This window comes from Streptomyces sp. ADI95-17 (assembly GCF_003846175.1).
GTDB lineage: Bacteria > Actinomycetota > Actinomycetes > Streptomycetales > Streptomycetaceae > Streptomyces > Streptomyces sanglieri.
On sequence record NZ_ML123050.1, the window covers coordinates 475,925 to 496,487 of the forward strand.

Sequence of the window (20,563 nt, forward strand, 5' to 3'; positions counted from 1 at the left end):
GCGGCCGTCCTAGGGATCGGCGTGACGCTCCACTAGCCCGAGACGGGAGAGCGACCCGATCGTGGTGGCCATGGACTGCGGCCGCACACCCTCCAGAGCCGCGAGGTCACTTGCCGTGGCGGGCCCGCTCTTGGAGAGCCGGGCGAGGACGGAGGCCTGGGAGAGAGTGATGTCCGCGGTGTCGTTCACGCTCCGGATGCGACGGCGCAGGCGCCCGACGGTTACGAGGACGGCGCCTGCGGCACGGACCGCGGAGGCGGACACGGGCGCGGAGGCGGAAGCGCTCTCGGTCTTCTTGGCCATGTTTTCACCGTAAGACCCTCAGTCATGGCTATCCAGTTCAGCTGTTCAGTTTGAGCTGCACAGCATCTACCGACGAAAGACAGGATGGTCATCCCGCCACACACGGCAGGACTTCGATGCAACCCCATGCCACGCTCCGCGTGTTGGGATGGCACGGCACCTCCATCTGCAACACATCGGCGCTCAGGACGAAAGCCGGTTGCCACGCATAGGATCGATCACGCCAGTGAGCCCGCTGATGTCGTGTTCGGGCATTGAGGAGTCGTTCATGGACCATCCGGACCCGCGGCACACCGCACGCCTGGCCGCATACGGATCTGTCTCCACCCACCTGTCGTTGCTGAGCGACCGTCGACTCGGCGAAGTCGTGGCCTCGGCCACCCCTCTCGGGTCCGGCATCGGCGGCAGGTCCGCGGAGCTCGATCTCTGCGGAACCCGAGTCTTCGTCAAGCGAGTCCCGCTGACGGACATCGAATTGCGGCCGGAGAACGTACGGTCGACGGCGAACGTCTTCGGGTTGCCAACGTTCTACCAGTACGGGGCGGGCTCATCCGGGTTCGGCGCATGGCGTGAGCTGGCCGTGCACACGATGACCACCGGCTGGGCCATCGGCAGCGAGTACGAAGGCTTTCCGCTGATGTACCACTGGCGGGTCCTGCCGGACTCCCCTCCCCGGGCATTCGCCGACGAATTCGGCGGCATCGACGGTGCGGTGGCCCACTGGGAGGGCTCGTCGGCCGTGCGTGACCGGCTGGAGGCCATCGGTCGCTCCTCGTCCAGCCTTGTGATCTTCCTGGAACACGTGCCACAGACTCTCGGCACGTGGCTCAGGGACCACAGAGCGGCCACGGCAGACAGTCCGCACGACGTGGGGTACGCGTGGGCGGAGGAAGCTCTGATACGTGGGGCCGACTTCATGAGCTCCCGCGGGCTCGTCCACTTCGACGCCCACTTCAACAACGTCCTGACCGACGGCCGGATCATCTACTTCGCGGACTTCGGCCTTGCCCTGAGCTCCGAGTTCGAACTCTCGCAGGCCGAGACCGAGTTCCTCTCCGACCACCTCACGTACGACGGCTGCTACATCGGGAACCACCTCATCCGTCACCATCTGCCCGACGATCTGCACGTCGGCACGGAGCACGGGGTGTTTCTGCGCAACTGGATCGAGGGTGAAAGATCCGAAAAGGTCCCACCCGCCATTGCCACGGTCATCAACCGGCATGCTCGGACAGCCTCTGTTCTGGACGAGTTCCACCGTCGGCTGCTCTCCGAGAGCAAACTGACCCCGTACCCGGTCGCCGACATCGAGCGGGCACAGCAGCAGGGCGACTGTTCAACCGACTAATGGGCCGGGAACGCAACACCGCCCACGCCGATCCGTCGCTGGCCAGTCGGATCAGCGAACGCACCGACTGGTGAACGACTCGGCCGCGGGCGACGGTGAGAAGTGGCCGCAGCGCGTTCCGGGGCCCCTTCGGAGGGCCGGCAGGGCCACCGGTCGGCAGGACGGTGTCCGCACCATCCGCCCTATTCACCGGTCCTGGGCCGGTGAATACGCCGGCTTTCCGCCCGGCGGCTCCTGGTCACCGGCTCCGCGCTCCGGGCCGTACAGCTGGGGGCGGTCCCGCTCGCGCACGTGACGGGGGTGCTCACGCCGTCCGTGTACGTCGGGCTCTTGGGCACCTCCTCGCTGCTTCACGCCTGGGGCAGGCGGGAAAGCACGCCCTCTTCGTTCCCTTGCTCTCCGACGGTCAGCGCCTGGCGGCCAACAGCACGCTCAGCACCAGTCTGTGGAGCGCAACCATCGCGGGCCCTGCGTCGTCAGCCGGAACTCTTCGGCCTGCTCCTCCTCCTGACCTGGGTGTTCGACCTCGCCTGGGCGCGGCCGGACGGCTTCCCCTGTGGCCGGCCATGCTCGGCATTGCCGCGGGTCACATTCCGAGCTGGTTCGCGGCAGCTTCCACGGTCTGTGCGAGCAGGACGGCGATGGTCATCGGCCCGACGCCACCGGGCACCGGAGTGATCAGACGGGCACGGGTGAGAGCCGTGTCGAAATCCACGTCGCCGGTGTTGCCCGGGTTGTAGCCGGCATCGATCACCACAGCTCCAGGTTTGATGTCCTCACCCCTGATCAACCGTGGCCGCCCCACGGCAGCTACCACAACGTCCGCTTCCTGGACGATCGACGAAAGGTCCGCCGTGCGGGAGTGGCAGTACGTCACTGTGGCGTTCTTGGCGAGCAGAAGCATCCCCACCGGCTTGCCGAGAATCGCGCTTCGCCCCACCACGACAGCGAGCTTGCCGGCGAGTTCGACGTCGTACGCCTCCAGAAGTCGCATGATCCCGCCCGGTGTGCAGGACATGAAGCCCGGCAGGCCGAAGCTCATCGCGGCGAAGGACTGCATCGTGACCCCGTCGACATCCTTCTCCGGGGCGATGGCCTCGAACGCCGCTCGCTCGTCGATGTGCGGGCCGCAAGGATGCTGGAGCAGGATGCCGTGTACTTCCGGATCGTCGGACAGGCCGGCGAGGACGTCGATCAGTTCTGCTGTCGTGGTTTCGGCAGGCAGGCCGATGTGCCGGGACTTGATGCCCGCCTTCGCACACCGCGCCTGCTTCATACGGACATAGGTGACCGAAGCGGGGTCCTCCCCCACCAGCACCGTCGCCAGACAGGGGCTGGTCCCCGTCCGTCGCGTGATGTCCGCCGCATTGGCAGTTGTCTCTTCAATCATGCGTCTGGCGAGGCTGGTGCCATCCATGAGCTGTGCTGTCTGAGTCCGGGACATCGTCGCCCTCCAGGCGTTGCTGACCACTCGCCCAGGCGCACGGCATCGACTCTTCGTCAGACCGCTCCCCGGTGGTACTCCACCTCAGCGCCAGTCACGGTCCAGACACCACTGTAGTAGACGCTGCGCACTGGCACTGGTGAACAGTCTCGGATGGTTGCGGCTCATGAAGGATCGGCCACTCGGCGCTGGAGTCGGCCGAAGGCCGGGTTGGCCTGGTCCGACGTGAGCATCCGGCAGGGTTCCCGGAGGGCGCGGCCGCTCATCGGCAGCTGAAGGGCGCGGAGGCTTCGAAGCATGATTCCAGTGGTGCACGCGGCGTCGTCCTGTGTGACTTCTGCGGAAGCGTCGTTTCGCGGAGATCGAAGACCTGTCGGAACTTGTGCGCACGCTCGAAGCCCTCTTCGAGACTGATCCCGAGCGCGCCTCGGGGGCGCTCGACGATCCTGCCGAAATGCTCGGCGCGATGCACGAGTGGGAGCATGTCTTCCTCCGGCCCCGCTTCGGCGAGCGGTACGCCGTACCGGACCGGCCCGGTCTCGATCCCCGACGGCTCGACCTGTACATGCTCGCGGTGCGACTGTCGCTGGTGGCCGGTCCCCTGCGGCTTCTCGACAGCGACTTCCCCGACCGCGCGTTCATGCAGGGAGTCGCCGACCGCAACGCGAAGCAGGCGCTGGCACTTCTGCCGTCGGTGTAGCCCGCGGCTGCGCCGAGCGGCGCGGAGCCGTCGCCTGTTCCTCGACGCAGCCGACGCGAACGGGAGGGCCAAGGGCGGGGAACGGGGAACTGTTGCCGGTCGAACTCCAGCACTCCGCAGGGCGTTTACTGTCCGGCTCGCGCGGCGGGCCCGGGTGGTTGGAGTTCGGCGCGTCGTAGCGCGGGAACAGCCAGGCCGAGCGCGGCGGCAAGCAGACAGATGGCGCCGCATCCAGCGAAGAACGCACCCGCGCCCCACAGGGACACCGTCACACCGACGGCCGGGAAGAGTGCGGGGGCGAGCCCCAAGGTACACAGGGTTGTGACCGAGGTGACCCGGCCAAGGTATCGGGGGTCGGCCTCCGTCTGGAGCAGAGCACCCGTCACGACCGTGGTGAAACCGCTCGTCAGGCCGATCAGCGCTCCGAACATCACAGCGACGGGCAATGAGGGCGCCCGCCCCAGAGCAACCGCTCCCACCGAGGTCACGAGCAGCGCCGCGGACATCATCAGCCCTGCGCGCGGGATCCGGGGCGACACGGTGAGCAGCAGCCCCGCGGTCGCTCCTCCGACGCTGAACGCGCTCGCGACCCAGCCCATCCCCGAAGCACCCCAGCCGCGTTCGTCCGCCAGGAGCACCAGGCCGGTGGCGACCGGGCCGCTGAAACACATCTCGCTCAGACCGATCACCATCACCAGGGGTGCGAGCATCCGGTGGCGGCGGACATAGCGCAGACCGTCACCCAACTCACGCCGGGCGGAGGTGCGCCGAGGCACCTCGCTCGGTGTGGCGATCCGTACGCTGAGCAGGACGACGAGCGATACGGCGAAGAGAACCCCCGCGGCCGTGAACGCACCGGCCGCGCCGCCGATCGCCAGCACCGATCCCGCCAGGAGCGGGCCGACGGCGTTGCTCAGCCTGATCGACAGCCCGCGCATCCCCTGGACCCTGGCGAGTTGTTCGGGTGATGTGATGCGTGGTGGAAGGGCACCCACCGCCGGCATGAACACCGCGTCGACCACGCCGAAGACCAGCGCGACCGCGACGAGCAGCCACACACCCGGCGAGGTCGACATGACCGCCACGGCCACGGCGAGGATCAGCGCGCAGCGGGCCGCATCGCTGACCACAGCGACCCGGCGCGGCCCGAACCGGTCGGCCACCACACCCCCGCCGAGCATCAGCACCGCCCGGGGAAGCGCCCCGGCCGCGACCACCATGCCCGCCTGCGAAGGCCCGCCGGACCGGGTGGCAGCCCAGGACAGGGCGAGGAAGTACACGACGTCGCCGGTGACCGAAGCCGTGTACGCGGAGAGCCAGCGCAGGACATTGACGTCCCGGTGAGCAGGCCGTGCGCCGGCGGCTATGCCGTGTGTGCTCACTCGTCGCCGGCCGGTGGCAGGGCCGTACCGGGCACCGGAAACGCCTGCACTTGCAGCACCACGGGGGCGGAGCCTTCAGGCGCCTCGCCCGCTCCGTGGCGGTAGCGTGCGATCACCTCGAAGAGTTCGGACTTCATCCGGTCCGCGTCGCCAGGGGTCAGGTGCAGGAGGAAGTCGCTGTACGAGGTGGCTTCAAGCCACTCCTGAGGGAGCAGGGCCACCTCCTGCGCGGCCCTGCGCAGTCGGTCGGCGGCGGCCACGGCGACTGCCTGTGTGTACGCGCGCCCGGCCTCGCGCTGTTCCACGGGCGCGGTCGCGGGGTCGTGGATGGACTGGCGGTGGACGGACTTCCACCATCGCTCCCGCCCGGTGCCCCTGCCCGGCTCGTCCACGATCAGTCCGCCCGATGCGAGGCGACGCAGGTGGTAGCTCGCCGCGCCGGGGTTGATGCCGAGTTCCTCGGCGATGAGAGTGGCGGTGGAGGGGCCACGCTCACGCAGCAGGGTGAGCACGTTCAGGCGTAATGGGTGAGCGAGTACCCGCAGGGCGGCGGTGTCGAGTTCGACGTCCCGTTCCGAAGACTCGATATCCCGTTCCGAGGACTCGGCGGATTCAGCGGAGGAAGCGGCCATGCGCCGAAGATAGACCTACAACAGTTGTTTCGAAAGAGATGTTGTGAACAATCGCGCAAAGAGCCGAGCCCGCGGTGCGTCGCCTTCGCCCGTCACCCGTCGGCGGGACGGGACTGATTACACGCAAGGGCGGTGCGGCGCGTGACATCGACGTCGAGGATCTTCACGGTGAGGATGTCGCCCACTCGCACGGCGTGCTCGGACCTCTCGACAGGAGTGTCGGCCAACCCTTCGATGTGCACCAGCGCCGCGATACCGTCCTCCCGGTCTTCGATACGTACGAAGAGCCCGAACGGCACGACCTTCGTGACCGGGCCGGTGACCACTTGTCCGATCCGCTGCGTGAGCTGCGGCCACGGGTCCTCCTGCACCGCCCTCAGCGACAGCGGAACCCGCTCCCGGGACATGTCGACGTCGAGTACTTCGGCCGTGATCTCCTGGCCGACGCTGACGATCTCGGTCGGATGGTCGAAGGGACGCCAGGACAGCTCCGGAATATTGATCATCGCGGTGAAGCCGCCGATGTCGACGAAAGTGACACCGAAGTCCGCGATCCACTTCACGGTGCCTGTGACGAGTTGACCGCGCCGCAGGGTCTTCAGGAAGGCCCAGTCCCGGTCGCTGGGCGTCGGCTCGGTCCGCCAGCGGGCGCGGAGTATGCCGTCGCTGTCGGGCAACACTGCGGTGAGGAGCGGGAGCCGCTCGTCACCGGTGATGGGTATGACGGCGGCGGCCCGCGCATCGGTGATGCGACGGGTCACTGCCTCGAACCGGGTCTCGTCGGCAATCGTGCCGGCGATCCGGCCGTTCGCGTCCTCCCAGAGGATCTCCACCGTGCCCTCGTCGGGCAGCGCGGCAACGGCCCCGTCGACCTCGGTCAGCAGGTCCGGCCAGACCGCCAGTTGAGCGCGGGGAGCAAGTTGACCACGCACGGTCTCGATGTTCTCGTACGTGAGGCGGTGCCAGCGCGACGCGTTCCTGACGTAGGTCTCCTCCAGGAGTGTCGCGCGGTGGGAGCTGACCACCCACCGCAGGCGGGCCCAGAAGTCGGCATCGGCCGGACGCTGTACGTGTTGCTGATCGAGGTCGAAGTCGTAGGGCGAGGCGTCCAGGCGCTCCGGGAACAGTCCGAGCGCGCGGGTTCGAGCCAGCGCTGCTTCGCACGGCCGGCTGCTGCCGACGTACAGGTACTGGTCCCACCCGACATGCACCGAGATTCTTCCTTCGACCTCCAGGCGGCACCATGCGCCGTTGTCGCGCAGCATGGCACGGACGATCTCCAGGCCGACTTCGACCGGCACCTGCGCGCCGTCGTGGAATCCGGCGAGGTCGTGTGGGAAGAGGCCCGCCATTCCGTGGCCGTCGACCGCCGGCTCCGGGCCGACGTGGGCGAAGCCGCTGATCTCCGGTTCACGGATGGCCAGTTGGCCGACACCGGTGTCTTCGGCGAAGGCGGCGACGGCCATCAGGTAGGCGGCCTCGACCGGCCCGTGGTCACTGATCTCGGCTTCGGCACCGATGTAGTGGCCGTGCTGATCACGGTCGGCCGGGTCGTATCTGGTGATCCGGTAGACATGGGGCAGCACGTCACTGCCTGCCGGACGTCGAAGGTACTGCTGCATTCCGCTGGTGTTCGGGGAAGTGTGGAGGTACGTGTCCGTGGTTGTCGTGGACCGTGGCGAACCTGTCGGCCTCAAGGGCAACGGGACTGACGGGTCGGCACTCCAGACCGGCCAGGAAGTTCAGGCCTGCCAGGCAGTCCGGACCGTGCAGGCTCTCGCTCCGAGCGGGCAGGCCCTGCCTGAAGGGGCGGCATCCCACGCCGCCGACGCGTTCGCTCATGTCCGCAGCGTACGGGAACGCTCGCCCGGCCTGAAGATCACCGGGCGGGCTCGATTCTCCCACCGTCAGTGTGGTTCGGTCTCCCCTTTCTGCCCCGGATCACGGACAGGTCGATCGTTCGGTACATGACTCATCGGAATCGATGGGGTCTGGGCGGCGGCCTCGGCACTGTGATCACCGGGCAACAGGGTGCTCAGGACTTCCGGCGGCAGGGCAGCGTTCCGCCAGGCCGAGTGCTGGACACCGCAGTCGGCATCGGTCTCGATCATCCGTCCGATTGAACCGGTACGGATACGGAAGGTTCATGGGGCGTCGGCGAGCCCGAGGCCCGCTCGGGACGTCTCAGTCGGCGTCAGCGGTCTCGTCGAAGAAGCGGACGATACGCGGAAGAGCCTGCTCCACCGAGTTGTTGTGGTCGTGGTCACCGACGTCCGTGAGCCGGAAGTCCGCACCGTTGTCCTTCAACTGCTGTGCACAGTATGCGGAGTGGGAGGCGTCGACGTCCTTGTCGCCGCGGGCGTGAAAGAGGCTCACGGGTACGTTCGGCTTCCAGTCACAAGTGGTGTCCAGCGCATGGAGTCGCTGTTTGAGGACACCGCTGGGTGTGCGGATCCTGTCCAGGAAGTCCGAGGTGAACAAGTCCTTGGATGCGGGCGGCAACGCACCGGCGATCTGCTCGGTCGTGTGGTAGCCGTCGAAGAGCTCCTCCACGATCTGGTCGTACGGTGCACGGAAGGCTTCGCTCGGCGAACTGTAGAGGCCGTAGGTCTTGTTCCAGGCAGTCGCGAAGTAGGCGAGGTAGAGGCCTGACTTGTCGATCTTGTCGTCCGCCGCGGCCGCCTCGAAGGCGGACAGATGGAACGGCCCGGCGACCGGGGCGAGCGCTCCGAGCCGGAAGTACTGGTCGGCGCCTTCCTCCTGGAGGGCCCGGCCGACCAGCATGGTCGCGGGCCCGCCTTGCGAGAACCCACTGACCTGGACCTCACGGTCGAGCTCCCGGCCGTTTCGATGAGCGAAGGCGCGTGCCGCCCGCAGCCCGTCGACGGTGGCGGCAACGGTGGCCCGTGGATCGCCGTACGGGTGGAAGCCCTCGCCCGCGCCGAGGCCGACGTAGTCGGGTGCCGACACCGCGCGGCCGGTCGATGCAAGCAGGTAGGCGGCGAGCCGGTCGCTGGAGCCAGGGTTCTCCGACGCGGTGTCCTTGCGGTAGGCGATGGTGCCGTGCAACCAGGCGACGGTCGGCAGATGACGGCCGACGGTCTTGGGCAGCACGAGAAACTGGCTCGCCGTGGTGGGCTCGCCCGCGCTGTTCGTGGTGCGGTAGACGACCTGGTACGCCGTCACTCCGTGGCGTACCAGGTCGGATTCGACCTCTCCTTGCAGTTCCGCGGCTACCTGCTGGGCCGTCAGATCGGCTACCCGTCGGGAGGAGATGATGGATCCGGCCTGTGCCGGCCGCATACGGGTGTCGGCGATCGGGGCTTGCCGGGCCGGAGTCGGCCGGGTCTGGGCGTACACGGTCGAGGTCGCCGCCGATGCCGGTGCCGGTACGGTCAGGGCCACACTGGTGCCGAGGATCGCCGTTGCAATCAGCAGGCGGGCCGGGGTGTGGTTGCGCTGTGAAGTCATGTATGGATCCTGCCTGTTGGCGGCTCCACCAGGACATGAGGCCAGCTGCCCGCTCTGCGTAGGGCCAGCACTACCGGGTTTCCCTAGGGGTCTGTGGGGCGGGCGAGGCACGAACCCACGTCCCGGCGATCTCGTCCGGGTCAGCCGGCGAGGGCTGAGACGGTAGCGGCAGTGGTAGCGGTGAAGGCGGTGGCAGTCCGGTCTCACCGGTCAGGTCTCCCCGCCCCATGGCCGCATCAACGATCCACACAGACGGGGTCATTCATGTGCTCGGCAGTCCGCTCTCGTCGGGCAGGCTGAGGAGGTACCAGTCGGTTCGGTTGCCGTCCTCTTCCAAGAGCTGCTTGTCGTAGGTGAAGCCCGACCGTCGCGCGACTGCTGCCGACGCGTGGTTCTCCGGATCCACCCGGATCACCCCCTGGGTCGCCCCTTCGGCTGCCGCGTACCGGCAGATCAGGCGGACAGCACGGCTCACCAGCCCCTGACCCCGCCAGGCCGGGTAGAGCACATAGGAGATGTTGACCTGCCCAGGCTCCAACCCCTCCACATCGAATCGCAGGTCGATGTAACCCACCAGGGTTCTCTGGGCAGCCGTACGGATCCCCAGCGCGCGCAGCGGTCCACACGTGGCCCATTGCTCGATGCAGTGGCGGAAGTACGCCTCGGTGCCGGCCCGGGTTGCCGGTTCGCCACTGAGCCAACGGACCAGGAGCTCGTCCTCGCCGGCCAGGTGCGCATCGACATCGTCCAGGCGCAGAGGAGACAGAACTACAACCCCATCGGAAAGGTTCAAGTCATGCATACAGCCACCATCGGCTCCGTGGCCCCCAAGCTGCAAGCACGTAATTACGGAGTAGTGCACCGGTGGTGCAGGGGGCAGCCAGTGCCTCGAAGCCGAGAGCCGGCGGTCAGCCGTCGGCCTGTCCCCGTCACAACCATCACCTCACCACACCCCACCACGAGATCAATGATCGGACTGTTCACGACCAGGATCGTGCACAGGGTCGGGCACGAACAGACTCAGCCGGTACGTGGTCGGCTGCACCAGGCGGCCACAGAGAGTGTCGATCCGAGTCATCGCCCAGTCGATCCGCTCCGGCCCGGCACGCAGATGACGCAGGTGAACACGCCACTCCGACTCGTCCTGCGTCTCGAAGAGCACCTCCCAGTGACCTGCACCGAGGCCGGCACGATCCACAGCCTGCCGCTGACGTTTCCTCTTCCGCTGTCCTGGCACCGGCCCAGCATCACCGGCTCGCCACCACCGCAGCAAGTCCATTGGGCAAGGTCACCGGACAACCGGACAGAGATCATTTGTCCGGCAGGCCCAGGTCCGTCCTGCCGAGTACCCCATCCCCGCGCACCAGTCCCGTCCTCGTTCTGTGAGAGTTGACCGGACTGCAGGGACCGGGAGGGGTGACCATGGCTGATCGCGACTGGTACGACGACAGCGATTACCAGGACGCGGTCCAGCGGGCCGAACGAGCGACACGGTTCGGCTGGGCAGCGATCGCCGGGACAACAGGGGTGCTCGGCTGCATGTTGATCGCCGTGGCGATGATCTGCGCAGTCGCGGTTCTCTCGTGCCTTTACGTTGTGGCGGCGATGGATCACGCATGAGCTCGTGCACGGTACTGAACTTGAACTCGTGATGTCGGTCTGACGGAGGCGGGTGTGCGCTTTGCCGGGACTCGGCCGTCTCGGACGTGCCCTCCATCACCTCCCTGACGGAACTCCTGCAATTCTTCTGACCCATCCGGCACGGTCTTCCCGGGTCTGGTCGCAGCGCTGCGACGGAATTGCGGGCAGCCCGGCCCGGGTCGGCTGTAGAGGTCCAGACCGGTGCTGGTGAGGCAGCCGTCAATGACGCGAGGCCGGAACTGCAGCGCCTTGAGCTTGCGCTTGACGGCCTGGGCTATCTGGCCCAGGCCGGCGGGCGGCAGGGTTACCGAGGTCGCGCTTGACCAGGGACCGCACGCCTTCCTGCGGGTTCAGGTCGCGCGACCACATCGATCCCGACCAGCGCGTCCGCGTCCGACTCACTCGCGCGGCGCACAACGAACTCACCCATGTCCACTGCATCCATGCGGCCATGCTGTCAGCTCGCATCGGAAGTCCGCCCCACACCCGTCCGCTATCACGGAAGTCGTAGTGATGGGTCCATGGCGAGTACGGACCAGCCGCAGCAGCCGGGGACAGCAAGGGTGGTAGTCCCGCCGCCTTCGACGACTTGACGTAGATCCATTATCCCCATGCGAGAAGGCGCCTGTCACCGTTCTCCAGAATGATCTTTACGCCCGAGATGCACCTTTAGGGTTACGGTCGAAGAACACAACACACCTACCCATCCACGGAGTTGAGAGTGACGCACGACGTTGCCGCGCTGGCGGTGGAACTTACGGACATGGCTGCGGCCGATCACCGGTCCTCGGTCGGCGCGAACAGCGACGATCCGGCCGAGCAGCTGGCATGGCGCCGGCTGACCGCACGGCACGGCGACCGGCTCGGCGAGATCATGGACGAGTACGGCTGGCCGACAGCCGCTCTGGTCGGCGAGGAGGCCGCACATGCGGCGTGGTTGATCGCCCAGCACGCCGACCGGCAGCTCGACGTCCAACGTCGCGCCCTCCATCTGATGCAACAGGCTGTGTCGACAGGCGCGGCCGGCCGACGTGAACTGGCTTTTCTGCGCGACCGCACACTGGTCAATGAGGGCCGCAAACAGGTCTACGGCACTCAGATCGCCGGTGTGAAGGACGGTGCACCGGTTCCGTGGCCCTGCGAAGAGCCCGAGCGCATGGACGATCTGCGTGCGCAGGTCGGCATCGAACCCTTCGACGAGTACGTCGCCAAGTTCGCGATGCCCTGACGCCCCGCGCCCCGGGCCGACACTGGGGCACAGGGCTTTCACCGGCACTGCCTGGAGCTGTGTGCAGTCGGCCTGGGCCGCGCCCCCACGATGAGGGCGCTCACCGGCCCGGAATGCTCCGTCCGCCGCTGTTCATTCAAGAGCCATGTACTCGGCTGAGGGCTGGGCCAGTTCGGGACGCCCCACGGTGTACCGGTCTCCGTGGATCGCGAGCATCGCCCAGTGCCACGCCTCGTCATGGAAGATGAGTCCGCGGTACGGCGCGTCACTCGGCTCGTACGGGTAGCGGTCCAAGGCCGCCGCCCAGGCTTCTGCCGGTGCCAGCTCGCCGTGCCGCCGCATCAGCCACGCGTAGCGACGCCGCTCGCCCCGAAGACACTCGACGTACTCCGTCTCGCTCCAGGTCATGGGGCCGACCCTAGCCGAGGCTCCTGGACGCGCGGCCGCGAGGTCGTGGTCGTGACAAGCACGTAGTGATCATGGAGACTCCTGGCACTCGGGCGTGCGGCTTACGTCACTTCGCACCGCATGCCGTCACCTCCACCGAATCGATCAACGGAAGGTCTTCCGTGCGCAGACTCGTGTACTACATCGCGTCCTCTCTCGATGGATTCATCGCGGGACCCGACGGTTCCGATCCTTCGAGTCCGGACGGCTTCTGGCCGATCCCCGAGGACTACATTCAGCACATCATCACCGAGTACCCGGAAACCCTTCCCGGACCGGCCCGGGCCGCATTCTCCATCACTGACGGCGGCAAGCACTTCGACACCGTCGTCGAAGGACGGCGTTCCTACGAGATCGGGCTCAAGGCCGGTCTGACGAACGCCTACCCCCACCTGCGGCATCTGGTGTTCTCCCGGACGCTGAGCGAGAGCCCGGACCCGGACGTGGAACTGGTTGCCGACGATCCGGCAGCGACGGTACGCCAGTTGAAGCAGCAGGAAGGCAAGGACATCTGGCTGGTCGGTGGTGCCGAGCTGGCAGGTGCGCTGTATTCCGAGATAGACGGGCTGGTCATCAAGTTGAGCCCGATGACAATCGGCTCGGGTATTCCGCTCTTCTCCCACAAGGCAGTGTTCGATCCGTGCAATTGGGATCTCACCGACCACACCGTCCTGAAGTCCGGGGCCGCCTTCCTCACCTACGCGCGCAGGATCCCCACCGCGAGCTGACAAGGCCGCAAGCGAGCCTTGTCAGCTCGAAGAGCAGTCGGGAATCCCCGATCCCGGGAATTCGGGCATCGCGGTACGGAGCGGGGAGAGGGGACTTGTGACCGGTCGGCCGGTGGACCGGTGGAGGGCCTGATGCCGCGACTCGCTGTCCGGAGCCCTTCTCTCCTCGGGCTCCGACAGCGTGCTCGTGGGCGCGGGCCGGGCGTTGCGCACTCAGCAACCGCCGGTCCGCGGCCGTCCCGTACGACAGCACCGGCCCCCACGACCCGTACGGATCCTGAAGGCCGACGTCACACCACACGGTGCCGGTGCCGGGGTCAGGCTCCGCAGTGCGGGGCGGTCCTCACATAGCCGCCGAGGTTCTCGTCATCGGTGCCCAGCAGGGCGTCGGAGGAGCCGGGCAGGCATTCCACTGCCTCGATCTCGTACTGCGGGTAAGTCCCGAGCACCGTCGGGGACGCCGCGAGCGTGACCCGTACCCGGCCGGCGGCCGACACGGTCACCCGGCCCGCGTCGCTCACCGCGGACTTGTCCGGCCACGCCCGGCCGGTCAGCGACGGCAGTCTCTACCCGGCGTTCAACCGCCTGGTCAAGGCCGGGCTGCTGGACCGGCGGGCGGAGCCGGGCGCCTCGGCCGCCCAGCGGCACACCCTGAGCCTGACCACCACCGGCCGCACCGAACTGCTGCGTCGGCTGCGGGACGCCAACGGCCTGGAGATCAGCGACGGCACTCGGTACACGGTCCTGGCCTTCCTCTCCCGGCTCCCCGACACCGCCGACCAGCACGCGGTGCTGCGGCGACGGCTGGAATTCCTGGAACAGCCCGCGAGCTTCTTCCACGACGGCGACGTCCCGCTCGGTGTCGAGGACACCGACGACCCGTACCGTCGCGGCATGCTCACCATCGCCCGTGCCACCAGCCGCGCGGAACGTGCCTGGCTGCGGGAGGTGCTGTCCTGACGCCGGGCGGCAGCGCCAGGGTGCGGCAGGGCCGGCCGGGGTACGGAAACGTCGTGGCCGACCGCCTTGTCGGCGGGTATCGTCCGGTCCCCCGATCAGCCGCTCCGGCGGCCTCCGACCCCCAGAGAGCGATTTCCCATGAGCAGCCGGCAGGCAACGACGACCCTTTGGCGCCCGACCGGCCCCAAGGAGCTGGACCTGGTCCGGGAACTGAACTGGCGCGCGTGGCCGCCCCGTCTTCCCGAGCAGCCCATCTTCTACCCGGTTCTCAACGAGGACTACGCGATCCGGATCGCCAGGGACTGGAACGTGAAACACGACGGGGCCGGGTTCGTCACTCGTTTCGAGGTCGATTCGGAGTTCCTGTGCCGCTACCCCGTCCAGCAAGCCGGCGGGCGGACGATCCTTGAGCTGTGGGTGCCGGCCGAGGAACTCGACGAGTTCAACGCCCATATCGTCGGCGTGATCCGACTCGTCCACGAATTCCGCTGATTCCGCCAATTCCGCCAGATCGCCGGGTCGTCGGGTCGTCGGGTCGTCGGGTCGTCGGGTCGTCGGGTCGTCGGGTCGGAACGCCTCCGGAGCCTGGGTGGGGCGTCGTTCCGCCCGCCCCATCGGTGGGCAGCAGTCGATGTTCGATTGCCACCCATGGCCGTCACGCAGCCGAACACGGCCCAGCTCTTCCGCGCGCAGCACACGTTCCCGGGAGCGCACAGTGGCGGCGGCCCGGTGCGGCCCGGGCACTGCGTGGTGCGAGGATCGCGACATGAAGAACGATCTCCGCTTCCGCCTCGCCGACGACACCGACCTCCCCACTCTCGTCCGGCTGCGCGACGATGCCGCCCGCTGGATGCTCGCCCGGGGCATATCCGGCCAATGGCAGCCCGGCGAGCTGGGCAAGGATCACTTCCGCCGGATCATGGCGAGTGGCGAGGTCTGGGTCGCCGAGGCCGACGGCCGCCCGGCCGGGGCCTGGGAGTTGTGGTGGGCGGACGAGGACGCCTGGGGTCCCCAGCCGCCGGTGGCCGGCTATGTGCACCGGCTGATGGTGGACCGCACCGGCGCCCGGCCGGGTACGGGGCGGCGGCTGCTGCGAGCTGCGGAGCAGCGGGTGGCCGCGGCGGGGCGGGCGTTCGTCCGTCTGGACTGCCTGGCCGGGAATGCCGCCCTGAGCGCCTACTACGTGAACGACGGCTACCGGGTCGTCGGCCACAAGGCGGGCAAGCAACAGCCGGGCGGCGTACCCAAGTCGTTCACGCTCCTTGAGAAGGCCCTGCAGGTCGGCCGCGAGGGCTGAGCGGCCACGGCCACGGGGGGCGCACCAACCGGTCAGCGGCGGAGCGCGTAGTGGGTCAGGCGGGAGCGGGCGGTCCGCCGGCTGACCCGGAGCGCCTGGGCAACGCCGTCCCGGTCCGGCCCGGCCACGGTGTCGAGGTTGTACGCGGCATCCGCCGCCGCGCGCCGGGTCGTGCGTTCCAGGGCGGCGGCGGCCCGGATCGCGGGCAGTGGCCCTTCGGCGGTCGGGGCGGTGAGACGTCTCGACCTGGTCGAGGAAGGCCGTGAGGTCGACCGGCGGGGGAACAGTGCGGGCCTGTACGTCGGCGATGTGGGCGTCCCAGTCGTCTTCCGGGCCGCTGGTGTCGAACAGGTACGGTTTCCGCCGCTCTACGGCCTCCCAGCCGAGCGGGGAGCGGGGCGTGCCGCGCCGGCCGTACGAACACGCACCGCGCATCTCGGTGGCGACCGGGACGCCGGGCGTGCCGTCGTAGACGTACCGGTCAGTGCTCTGATGCGCCGTCGGCCCGCTCCCGGCATCGAAGTGCACCGGGCCCGGCTCGGTGCCACCGGCCAGCAGTACGCCAAGCCGCCCCTCGTGTTCGTCGGCGAATTCCTCGGTCTCCCGCATGCCGGACTCCTCCCCCCACCGGAACGGCCCAGGAGTGCTGTACCGGTCAGTCCGCCGTGGCCGAGGGGGTGTCGGCTCGGCCCGCGCGGGACCAGGTGAGACCTTCGAGCTGTTCGATGCTCTGGTTGAACTCCACCAGCAGGGTGAGGAACTGCTCGGTGCGCTCCCCCGTCCACCCCGACGCCTCGATGAGGCGCGTGGTGCCCGCCCGGCTGATGGCGCGATCCGCCTCCAGGCGTTCCAGGCCGAGTGCGGTGGGGCGGAATTTGCGTGCCATCCCGCCCTCGGGGTCGGGGAAGCGTTCCACCAGGCCGTTGCGGAGCATCGCGCTGACCTGGCGGTTGATGGTGGAGACATCGACCTGGAAGGTGTGCGCCAGTTCCTTGAGCGTGAGCGGATCACCGACTTCGAGTCGGGTGAGCAGGACGTAGGCCGAGCGTTCCAGGCTCTGGCCGATGCGGGGGCCCCGTGCGGCGATGAAATGCCGGGACAGCAAGGTCAGTTCCCGCTCCAGATCGCTCAGCCGGTGCTCTTGCTCGCTCATGTGCTCGGTCCTCTTCCACCGTCGGTTCGCACTCATCATCGCCCATTCCCGCCCTGTCCCGGCGGACACCACGGAGGAAGCTTGTGCATCATGCACATCATGTGTATCTTGAACATCATGTGCATGATGCCTACTGAAGTCCGCGCAGACCGCACAGCCCACGCTCTTGACGCACCCGAGGCATGGAGTCCCGCATGAGTGCAGACCAGCCCGAGGACGAAACAACCGCTACGTATCCGACCGCACGGACCTGCCCCTTCGACCCGCCCGCCGAATTCACCCGGCTCCGCGCCCTCCCGGGGCTCCCGCGCACGCGCGCCCTGGAGAACGCACGTCCCTGGCTGATCACCCGGTACGAGGACACCAAGGCCGCACTCGCCAGCCCGGCGTTCTCGGCGCGGCTGGACAGTCCCGGCTTCCCTCTCTTCAGCCCGGGTGACGTTCAGCAGCGCGACGACCGGGTCGAGAGCCTCATCCGTAGCGACGACCCCGACCACCTCACCCGGCGCCGTCGGCTGACCAGGCATTTCACGGTCAAGCGCGTACACGCCATGCGCGAAGAGATCCAGCAGGTGATCGACTCCACGCTCGACGACCTGCTGGACGCGGGATCGCCCGCCGATCTGGTGGTGCTGGTGGCCCGCCCCGTTCCGGCACGGGTCATCTGTCTGCTGCTCGGTGTGCCCTATGCGGACCACGCCTTCTTCCAGCAGGCAGCCGCCTGGGCGCTGGCCGGCGACGCGGACCCCGCAGACGTGCGGATCGCCCTGCGCGAACTGGGCGACTACCTCGACGTGCTCGTACAGGAGAAGGCGCGTACGTCCGGCGACGACGTCCTGACGCAGCTGACCCGCGACTTGCTGCTGCCGGGCACCGTCGACCGGGCGGAGCTCGTCAATACCGCGATGACGCTGCTCGTCGCGGGCTTCGAGACCACCGGCAACATGATCGGTCTGGGCACCGCGCTCTTCCTCCGCCATCCCGAGCAGCGGGACCTGTTCATGTCCGGGGACGAGGCCCTCGGGGCCAACGCGGTCGAGGAGTTGCTGCGGTACCTCTCGGTGGCCCAGCATCCGCGCCAACTGGCGGTCCGGAGCGAGGTGACCGTCGCCGGATGCCCCCTATCGCCCGGGGACGGCGTGTTGATCTCACTGCCGTCGGCCAACCGGGATCCGCAGGAGTTCGACTCCCCCGACGCGTTCGACATCGGCCGGACCGCCCGTGGGCACCTCGCCTTCAGTCACGGCACCCACCAGTGCCTCGGCCAGGCGCTCGCCCGGCTGGAGCTGTTGCTGACCTTCCGCACCCTGTTCGCCCGGGTGCCCACGTTGCGACCGGCCGACAGCTCCGAAGGCTTCGACGTCAACGCCCGGAGCCGTGTCCACGGTTTCAACTCGCTCCAAGTCGCCTGGTAGGAGAGCCGCCCCGATGAAGATCGACATTGATCAGGACAAGTGCGTCGGTGCCGGCCAGTGTGTACTGGTCGCTCCCGAGGTCTTCGACCAGCGGGACGAGGACGGGGTCGCCGTCCTGCTGACCGAGGATCCCCCGGCCCAGGAGCGCGGCGGGGTCGAGGAGGCCGCCCGGATCTGCCCCGCCGCGGCCATCCGGCTGGACGGCCGGTGAACCGGCACATTGTCGTCGTCGGCGCCGCGGCAGCGGGGCTGGCCGTCACGGAGCAGTTGCGCCGCCTCGGTTACGACGGTGACCTCTCGCTCGTCGGCGCGGAGAACCATCCACCCTACGACCGTCCTCCGCTGTCCAAGCGTTTCCTCGCCGGTGAACTGAAAGCTGAGCAGCTCCGGTTGGCGGGAACCGAAGCCCTGGACCGGCTCGCGCTCTCCCTGCACCGCGGCCGCCGGGCGGTCACCGCCGACCTCGACTCGCGCACCGTCACCCTGGATGACGGGACCGTGCTCATGTACACCGACCTGGTCGTCGCCACGGGCGTCGCTCCGCGCGGACTCAGCGGCACCGGGCCATCGGACGGTGGCGGAGAGCCGGGCGACGTCGGACGGCCCGGCCCTGTCGGGACGCTCAAGACCCTGGACGACGCGCGGGCGCTGGCCGAGCAGCTACGGCCCGGTCGACGGGTGGTCATCGCGGGTGGCGGCTTCCTCGGTACCGAAACCGCGTGGACAGCCCTTGCGTTGGGGTGCGAGGTCACCCTCGTCAACCGCGCCGCGACTCCGCTGACGGTCCTCGGCGATCACGTCGGCTCCCTGGTCGGTGAGAGGCTGCGTGCGGCCGGGGCCGCCCTGCTGACCGGACGCACGGTCCGGGCGGTGCACCAGCGGGACGGGCTTCCCGAAGCCGGGCGCCTGACCGTCCTGCTGAACGACGGCACCCGGCTGCGCGCCGATGCCGTACTCGGTGCGATCGGCTCGGTACCGGCGACGGACTGGCTCGCTTCGACCGGACTCGACCTGTCCGACGGGGTGCGCTGCGACGCGGGCGGCCGGGCCGCACCCGGTGTGTACGCGTGCGGTGACGTGGCGTCCTGGTACCACCCCCGCCACGGTGGGCATCTGCGTCTGGAACACCGGATGCACGCCGGCGAGCAGGCGCGTGTCGTGGCCGCCAATCTGCTGGGCGGCACGGAGGTACTGAACTCCGTCCCCTTCTTCTGGACGGATCAGGGACCGCACAAGATCGTCGTGCACGGCCTGCTCACGCCCGGATCGGATTTCAAGCCCCTTGAGGTCGATCCGGAGCGTGACCGCTTCACCGGTGTCTACCGGCTGGGCGGCCGACCCGCCGCCGTACTGGCCTGGAACTCCCCGAAGGAAGCACTGCGCCTGCGCCGGGAACTGCTCACCGATCCCCGGTCCGCCGACGCCCCGACACCCGCCGCGCCTGCGGAACCTGCGGCCGGGATGCCCGTTCCGCAGTAGAACTTCGCCAGGCCGACTGAACGAACAAGCCCAACAGCACCACAGCACCACAGCACCACAGCACCACAGCACCACAGCACCAACAAGTACGACGAGAGGACATGGCCATGGAACGCCTCAAGGACAAGGTCGCGGTCATCACCGGCGCGGGCAGCGGAATCGGAAGGTCCGCCGCAGAGCTGATGAGCCGGCAGGGCGCCCGCGTAGTGGTCGCCGACCACAACGCCCAGGCCGCCGAGGAGACCGCCGCGATCATCGAGGCCGCGGGCGGACGGGCGCTGCCGGTCACCGTGGACGTCACCGACGAGGGCTCGGTCGCCGACATGGTCGCCGCGACCATCAGTGAGTTCGACGGCCTGCACGTCCTGTGCAACCACGTCGGCGGGACGAACCCGCGCAGGGACCTGGACCTGCTCCGCATGGACATGGACGAGTTCGACCGGGCCGTGGCCCTCAATGTGCGCAGCACCCTGTTGGGTGCCCGGCACGCGGTGCCCCACATGATCAGCGCCGGTGGCGGATCCATCATCAACACGGCCTCCGTGGCCGCGCTCGTCGGCGATGTCCTGCAGACCTCCTACGGCGCCGTCAAGGCCGCGGTGGTCAGCATCACGAAGTCGATCGCCGTTCAGTACGGGCCGCAGAACGTGCGCTGCAACGCCATCGCTCCCGGCGCGGTCATGACCCCCGCGCTGGAGAACAACCTCCCCGAAGACGTCGTCGAGGCGCTGCGTAGGGGCAATGCCCTGCCCTACCTGGGCTCTCCCGAGGACATCGGCCACACCATGGTGTTCCTCGCCTCCGACGAGTCGCGCTACCTCACCGGCCAGCTCCTCGTCGTCGACGGCGGGATGACCATGCAGTCCTCCGCCGCCCCCGGCCGGCGTGCCATGCTCCCCGGATAGGGTCCGGCCCGGGGGCGGCGGCGACCGCCC

The 20,563-nt window shown here is 68.5% G+C and carries 22 protein-coding genes, 2 pseudogenes and 1 riboswitch; of the genes and pseudogenes, 12 read left to right on the plus strand and 12 right to left on the minus strand.

What is annotated here, in order from left to right; genetic code table 11:
* Positions 1 to 9 precede the first annotated feature (9 nt).
* Positions 10 to 303, minus strand: a complete 294-nt coding sequence (locus EES42_RS47660) for a MarR family winged helix-turn-helix transcriptional regulator (RefSeq protein WP_323138554.1) — start codon at positions 301 to 303, stop codon at positions 10 to 12.
* A gap of 268 nt (positions 304 to 571) precedes the next feature.
* Between EES42_RS47660 and EES42_RS32960 the strand changes: the two genes are divergently transcribed.
* Positions 572 to 1,651, plus strand: a complete 1,080-nt coding sequence (locus EES42_RS32960) for a protein kinase family protein (RefSeq protein ID WP_124721882.1) — start codon at positions 572 to 574, stop codon at positions 1,649 to 1,651.
* A 586-nt stretch (positions 1,652 to 2,237) separates the two neighbouring features.
* Here EES42_RS32960 and EES42_RS32970 read toward each other — a convergent pair.
* On the minus strand, positions 2,238 to 3,095 hold the full coding sequence (locus tag EES42_RS32970) for a bifunctional 5,10-methylenetetrahydrofolate dehydrogenase/5,10-methenyltetrahydrofolate cyclohydrolase (protein ID WP_124721883.1): 858 nt from the start codon (positions 3,093 to 3,095) through the stop codon (positions 2,238 to 2,240).
* A 22-nt stretch (positions 3,096 to 3,117) separates the two neighbouring features.
* Positions 3,118 to 3,203: riboswitch (ZMP/ZTP riboswitch) on the minus strand.
* Between the two features lie 364 nt (positions 3,204 to 3,567).
* Between EES42_RS32970 and EES42_RS32975 the strand changes: the two are divergent.
* Positions 3,568 to 3,795 (plus strand): annotated as a pseudogene (locus EES42_RS32975) (aminoglycoside phosphotransferase family protein); the annotation flags it as partial.
* A gap of 125 nt (positions 3,796 to 3,920) precedes the next feature.
* Here EES42_RS32975 and EES42_RS32980 read toward each other — a convergent pair.
* The 7 genes from EES42_RS32980 to EES42_RS46600 all read right to left on the minus strand — a co-directional run bounded on the left by EES42_RS32980 (position 3,921) and on the right by EES42_RS46600 (position 10,442).
* Complete coding sequence (locus EES42_RS32980) at positions 3,921 to 5,162, minus strand: MFS transporter (RefSeq protein WP_124722211.1); 1,242 nt, start codon at positions 5,160 to 5,162, stop codon at positions 3,921 to 3,923.
* Between the two features lie 11 nt (positions 5,163 to 5,173).
* Complete coding sequence (locus tag EES42_RS32985) at positions 5,174 to 5,809, minus strand: ArsR/SmtB family transcription factor (RefSeq protein ID WP_124721884.1); 636 nt, start codon at positions 5,807 to 5,809, stop codon at positions 5,174 to 5,176.
* 92 nt (positions 5,810 to 5,901) lie between these two features.
* Positions 5,902 to 7,431, minus strand: a complete 1,530-nt coding sequence (locus EES42_RS32990; protein ID WP_241196744.1) for a S1 RNA-binding domain-containing protein — start codon at positions 7,429 to 7,431, stop codon at positions 5,902 to 5,904.
* Positions 7,432 to 7,716: 285 nt separating this feature from the next.
* Positions 7,717 to 7,920 carry a hypothetical protein gene (locus EES42_RS32995; RefSeq protein WP_124721885.1) on the minus strand — a complete coding sequence of 68 codons (204 nt, stop codon included), beginning with the start codon at positions 7,918 to 7,920 and terminating at the stop codon, positions 7,717 to 7,719.
* 73 nt (positions 7,921 to 7,993) lie between these two features.
* Complete coding sequence (locus EES42_RS33000; RefSeq protein ID WP_124721886.1) at positions 7,994 to 9,280, minus strand: alpha/beta hydrolase family protein; 1,287 nt, start codon at positions 9,278 to 9,280, stop codon at positions 7,994 to 7,996.
* Between the two features lie 262 nt (positions 9,281 to 9,542).
* A complete protein-coding gene (locus tag EES42_RS33005; protein WP_124721887.1) occupies positions 9,543 to 10,082 on the minus strand; it encodes a GNAT family N-acetyltransferase in 540 nt (179 codons plus the stop codon).
* A gap of 162 nt (positions 10,083 to 10,244) precedes the next feature.
* Entirely contained in the window at positions 10,245 to 10,442 is a 198-nt protein-coding gene (locus EES42_RS46600) for a hypothetical protein (RefSeq protein ID WP_241196745.1), read from the minus strand.
* Positions 10,443 to 10,702: 260 nt separating this feature from the next.
* Between EES42_RS46600 and EES42_RS33015 the strand changes: the two genes are divergently transcribed.
* A complete protein-coding gene (locus EES42_RS33015; protein ID WP_124721889.1) occupies positions 10,703 to 10,900 on the plus strand; it encodes a hypothetical protein in 198 nt (65 codons plus the stop codon).
* Between the two features lie 742 nt (positions 10,901 to 11,642).
* A complete protein-coding gene (locus tag EES42_RS33035; RefSeq protein ID WP_124721890.1) occupies positions 11,643 to 12,149 on the plus strand; it encodes a DUF6624 domain-containing protein in 507 nt (168 codons plus the stop codon).
* Positions 12,150 to 12,281: 132 nt separating this feature from the next.
* On the opposite strand, the gene EES42_RS33040 is transcribed toward EES42_RS33035, so the two are convergent.
* Complete coding sequence (locus tag EES42_RS33040; RefSeq protein WP_124721891.1) at positions 12,282 to 12,557, minus strand: hypothetical protein; 276 nt, start codon at positions 12,555 to 12,557, stop codon at positions 12,282 to 12,284.
* Positions 12,558 to 12,718: 161 nt separating this feature from the next.
* On the opposite strand from EES42_RS33040, the gene EES42_RS33045 reads away from it, so the two are divergent.
* On the plus strand, positions 12,719 to 13,324 hold the full coding sequence (locus EES42_RS33045) for a dihydrofolate reductase family protein (protein WP_124722213.1): 606 nt from the start codon (positions 12,719 to 12,721) through the stop codon (positions 13,322 to 13,324).
* 317 nt (positions 13,325 to 13,641) lie between these two features.
* Here the strand turns inward: EES42_RS33045 and EES42_RS33050 are convergent, their stop codons facing one another.
* Positions 13,642 to 13,845 (minus strand): hypothetical protein, encoded by a 204-nt coding sequence (locus EES42_RS33050; RefSeq protein WP_241196746.1) that lies wholly within the window; start codon positions 13,843 to 13,845, stop codon positions 13,642 to 13,644.
* A 7-nt stretch (positions 13,846 to 13,852) separates the two neighbouring features.
* Here EES42_RS33050 and EES42_RS33055 point away from each other — a divergent pair.
* The 3 genes and pseudogenes from EES42_RS33055 to EES42_RS33065 form a co-directional block, all read left to right on the plus strand.
* Positions 13,853 to 14,284: pseudogene (locus EES42_RS33055) on the plus strand (PadR family transcriptional regulator); the annotation flags it as partial.
* A gap of 138 nt (positions 14,285 to 14,422) precedes the next feature.
* The gene (locus EES42_RS33060) at positions 14,423 to 14,776 is read left to right on the plus strand and encodes a hypothetical protein (RefSeq protein ID WP_124721893.1); all 354 of its coding nucleotides are present in this window, start codon (positions 14,423 to 14,425) and stop codon (positions 14,774 to 14,776) included.
* Positions 14,777 to 15,050: 274 nt separating this feature from the next.
* Positions 15,051 to 15,581, plus strand: coding sequence for a GNAT family N-acetyltransferase (locus EES42_RS33065; protein WP_124721894.1), 531 nt, complete (start codon positions 15,051 to 15,053; stop codon positions 15,579 to 15,581).
* Between the two features lie 655 nt (positions 15,582 to 16,236).
* Here the strand turns inward: EES42_RS33065 and EES42_RS33070 are convergent.
* Entirely contained in the window at positions 16,237 to 16,734 is a 498-nt protein-coding gene (locus EES42_RS33070; RefSeq protein ID WP_124721895.1) for a MarR family winged helix-turn-helix transcriptional regulator, read from the minus strand.
* Positions 16,735 to 16,928: 194 nt separating this feature from the next.
* Between EES42_RS33070 and EES42_RS33075 the strand changes: the two genes are divergently transcribed.
* The 4 genes from EES42_RS33075 (at position 16,929) to EES42_RS33090 (ending at position 20,533) form a co-directional block, all read left to right on the plus strand.
* Positions 16,929 to 18,149: a cytochrome P450 gene (locus EES42_RS33075; protein ID WP_164495418.1), complete on the plus strand. Its 1,221-nt coding sequence runs from the start codon at positions 16,929 to 16,931 to the stop codon at positions 18,147 to 18,149.
* Between the two features lie 13 nt (positions 18,150 to 18,162).
* Entirely contained in the window at positions 18,163 to 18,360 is a 198-nt protein-coding gene (locus tag EES42_RS33080; RefSeq protein WP_124721897.1) for a ferredoxin, read from the plus strand.
* Entirely contained in the window at positions 18,357 to 19,628 is a 1,272-nt protein-coding gene (locus EES42_RS33085) for an NAD(P)/FAD-dependent oxidoreductase (protein ID WP_124721898.1), read from the plus strand. Before EES42_RS33080 ends, EES42_RS33085 begins: the two co-directional genes overlap by 4 nt.
* A 107-nt stretch (positions 19,629 to 19,735) precedes the next feature.
* A complete protein-coding gene (locus EES42_RS33090) occupies positions 19,736 to 20,533 on the plus strand; it encodes an SDR family NAD(P)-dependent oxidoreductase (protein WP_124721899.1) in 798 nt (265 codons plus the stop codon).
* The last annotated feature ends 30 nt before the right edge of the window (positions 20,534 to 20,563 follow it).

Excerpts from the sequence above, each read along its gene's own strand:
- EES42_RS32960 (WP_124721882.1), top strand. The coding sequence starts at position 572 with ATGGACCATCCGGACCCGCGGCACACCGCACGCCTGGCCGCATACGGA.
- EES42_RS32970 (WP_124721883.1), bottom strand. The coding sequence starts at position 3,095 with ATGTCCCGGACTCAGACAGCACAGCTCATGGATGGCACCAGCCTCGCC.
- EES42_RS33040 (WP_124721891.1), bottom strand. The coding sequence starts at position 12,557 with ATGACCTGGAGCGAGACGGAGTACGTCGAGTGTCTTCGGGGCGAGCGG.
- EES42_RS33065 (WP_124721894.1), top strand. The coding sequence starts at position 15,051 with ATGAAGAACGATCTCCGCTTCCGCCTCGCCGACGACACCGACCTCCCC.
- EES42_RS33005 (WP_124721887.1), bottom strand. The coding sequence starts at position 10,082 with ATGCATGACTTGAACCTTTCCGATGGGGTTGTAGTTCTGTCTCCTCTG.
- EES42_RS33060 (WP_124721893.1), top strand. The coding sequence starts at position 14,423 with ATGAGCAGCCGGCAGGCAACGACGACCCTTTGGCGCCCGACCGGCCCC.
- EES42_RS33000 (WP_124721886.1), bottom strand. The coding sequence starts at position 9,280 with ATGACTTCACAGCGCAACCACACCCCGGCCCGCCTGCTGATTGCAACG.
- EES42_RS33075 (WP_164495418.1), top strand. The coding sequence starts at position 16,929 with ATGAGTGCAGACCAGCCCGAGGACGAAACAACCGCTACGTATCCGACC.
- EES42_RS33015 (WP_124721889.1), top strand. The coding sequence starts at position 10,703 with ATGGCTGATCGCGACTGGTACGACGACAGCGATTACCAGGACGCGGTC.
- EES42_RS47660 (WP_323138554.1), bottom strand. The coding sequence starts at position 303 with ATGGCCAAGAAGACCGAGAGCGCTTCCGCCTCCGCGCCCGTGTCCGCC.
- EES42_RS33070 (WP_124721895.1), bottom strand. The coding sequence starts at position 16,734 with ATGAGCGAGCAAGAGCACCGGCTGAGCGATCTGGAGCGGGAACTGACC.
- EES42_RS32985 (WP_124721884.1), bottom strand. The coding sequence starts at position 5,809 with ATGGCCGCTTCCTCCGCTGAATCCGCCGAGTCCTCGGAACGGGATATC.
- EES42_RS33090 (WP_124721899.1), top strand. The coding sequence starts at position 19,736 with ATGGAACGCCTCAAGGACAAGGTCGCGGTCATCACCGGCGCGGGCAGC.
- EES42_RS33080 (WP_124721897.1), top strand. The coding sequence starts at position 18,163 with ATGAAGATCGACATTGATCAGGACAAGTGCGTCGGTGCCGGCCAGTGT.
- EES42_RS32995 (WP_124721885.1), bottom strand. The coding sequence starts at position 7,920 with ATGATCGAGACCGATGCCGACTGCGGTGTCCAGCACTCGGCCTGGCGG.
- EES42_RS32990 (WP_241196744.1), bottom strand. The coding sequence starts at position 7,431 with ATGCAGCAGTACCTTCGACGTCCGGCAGGCAGTGACGTGCTGCCCCAT.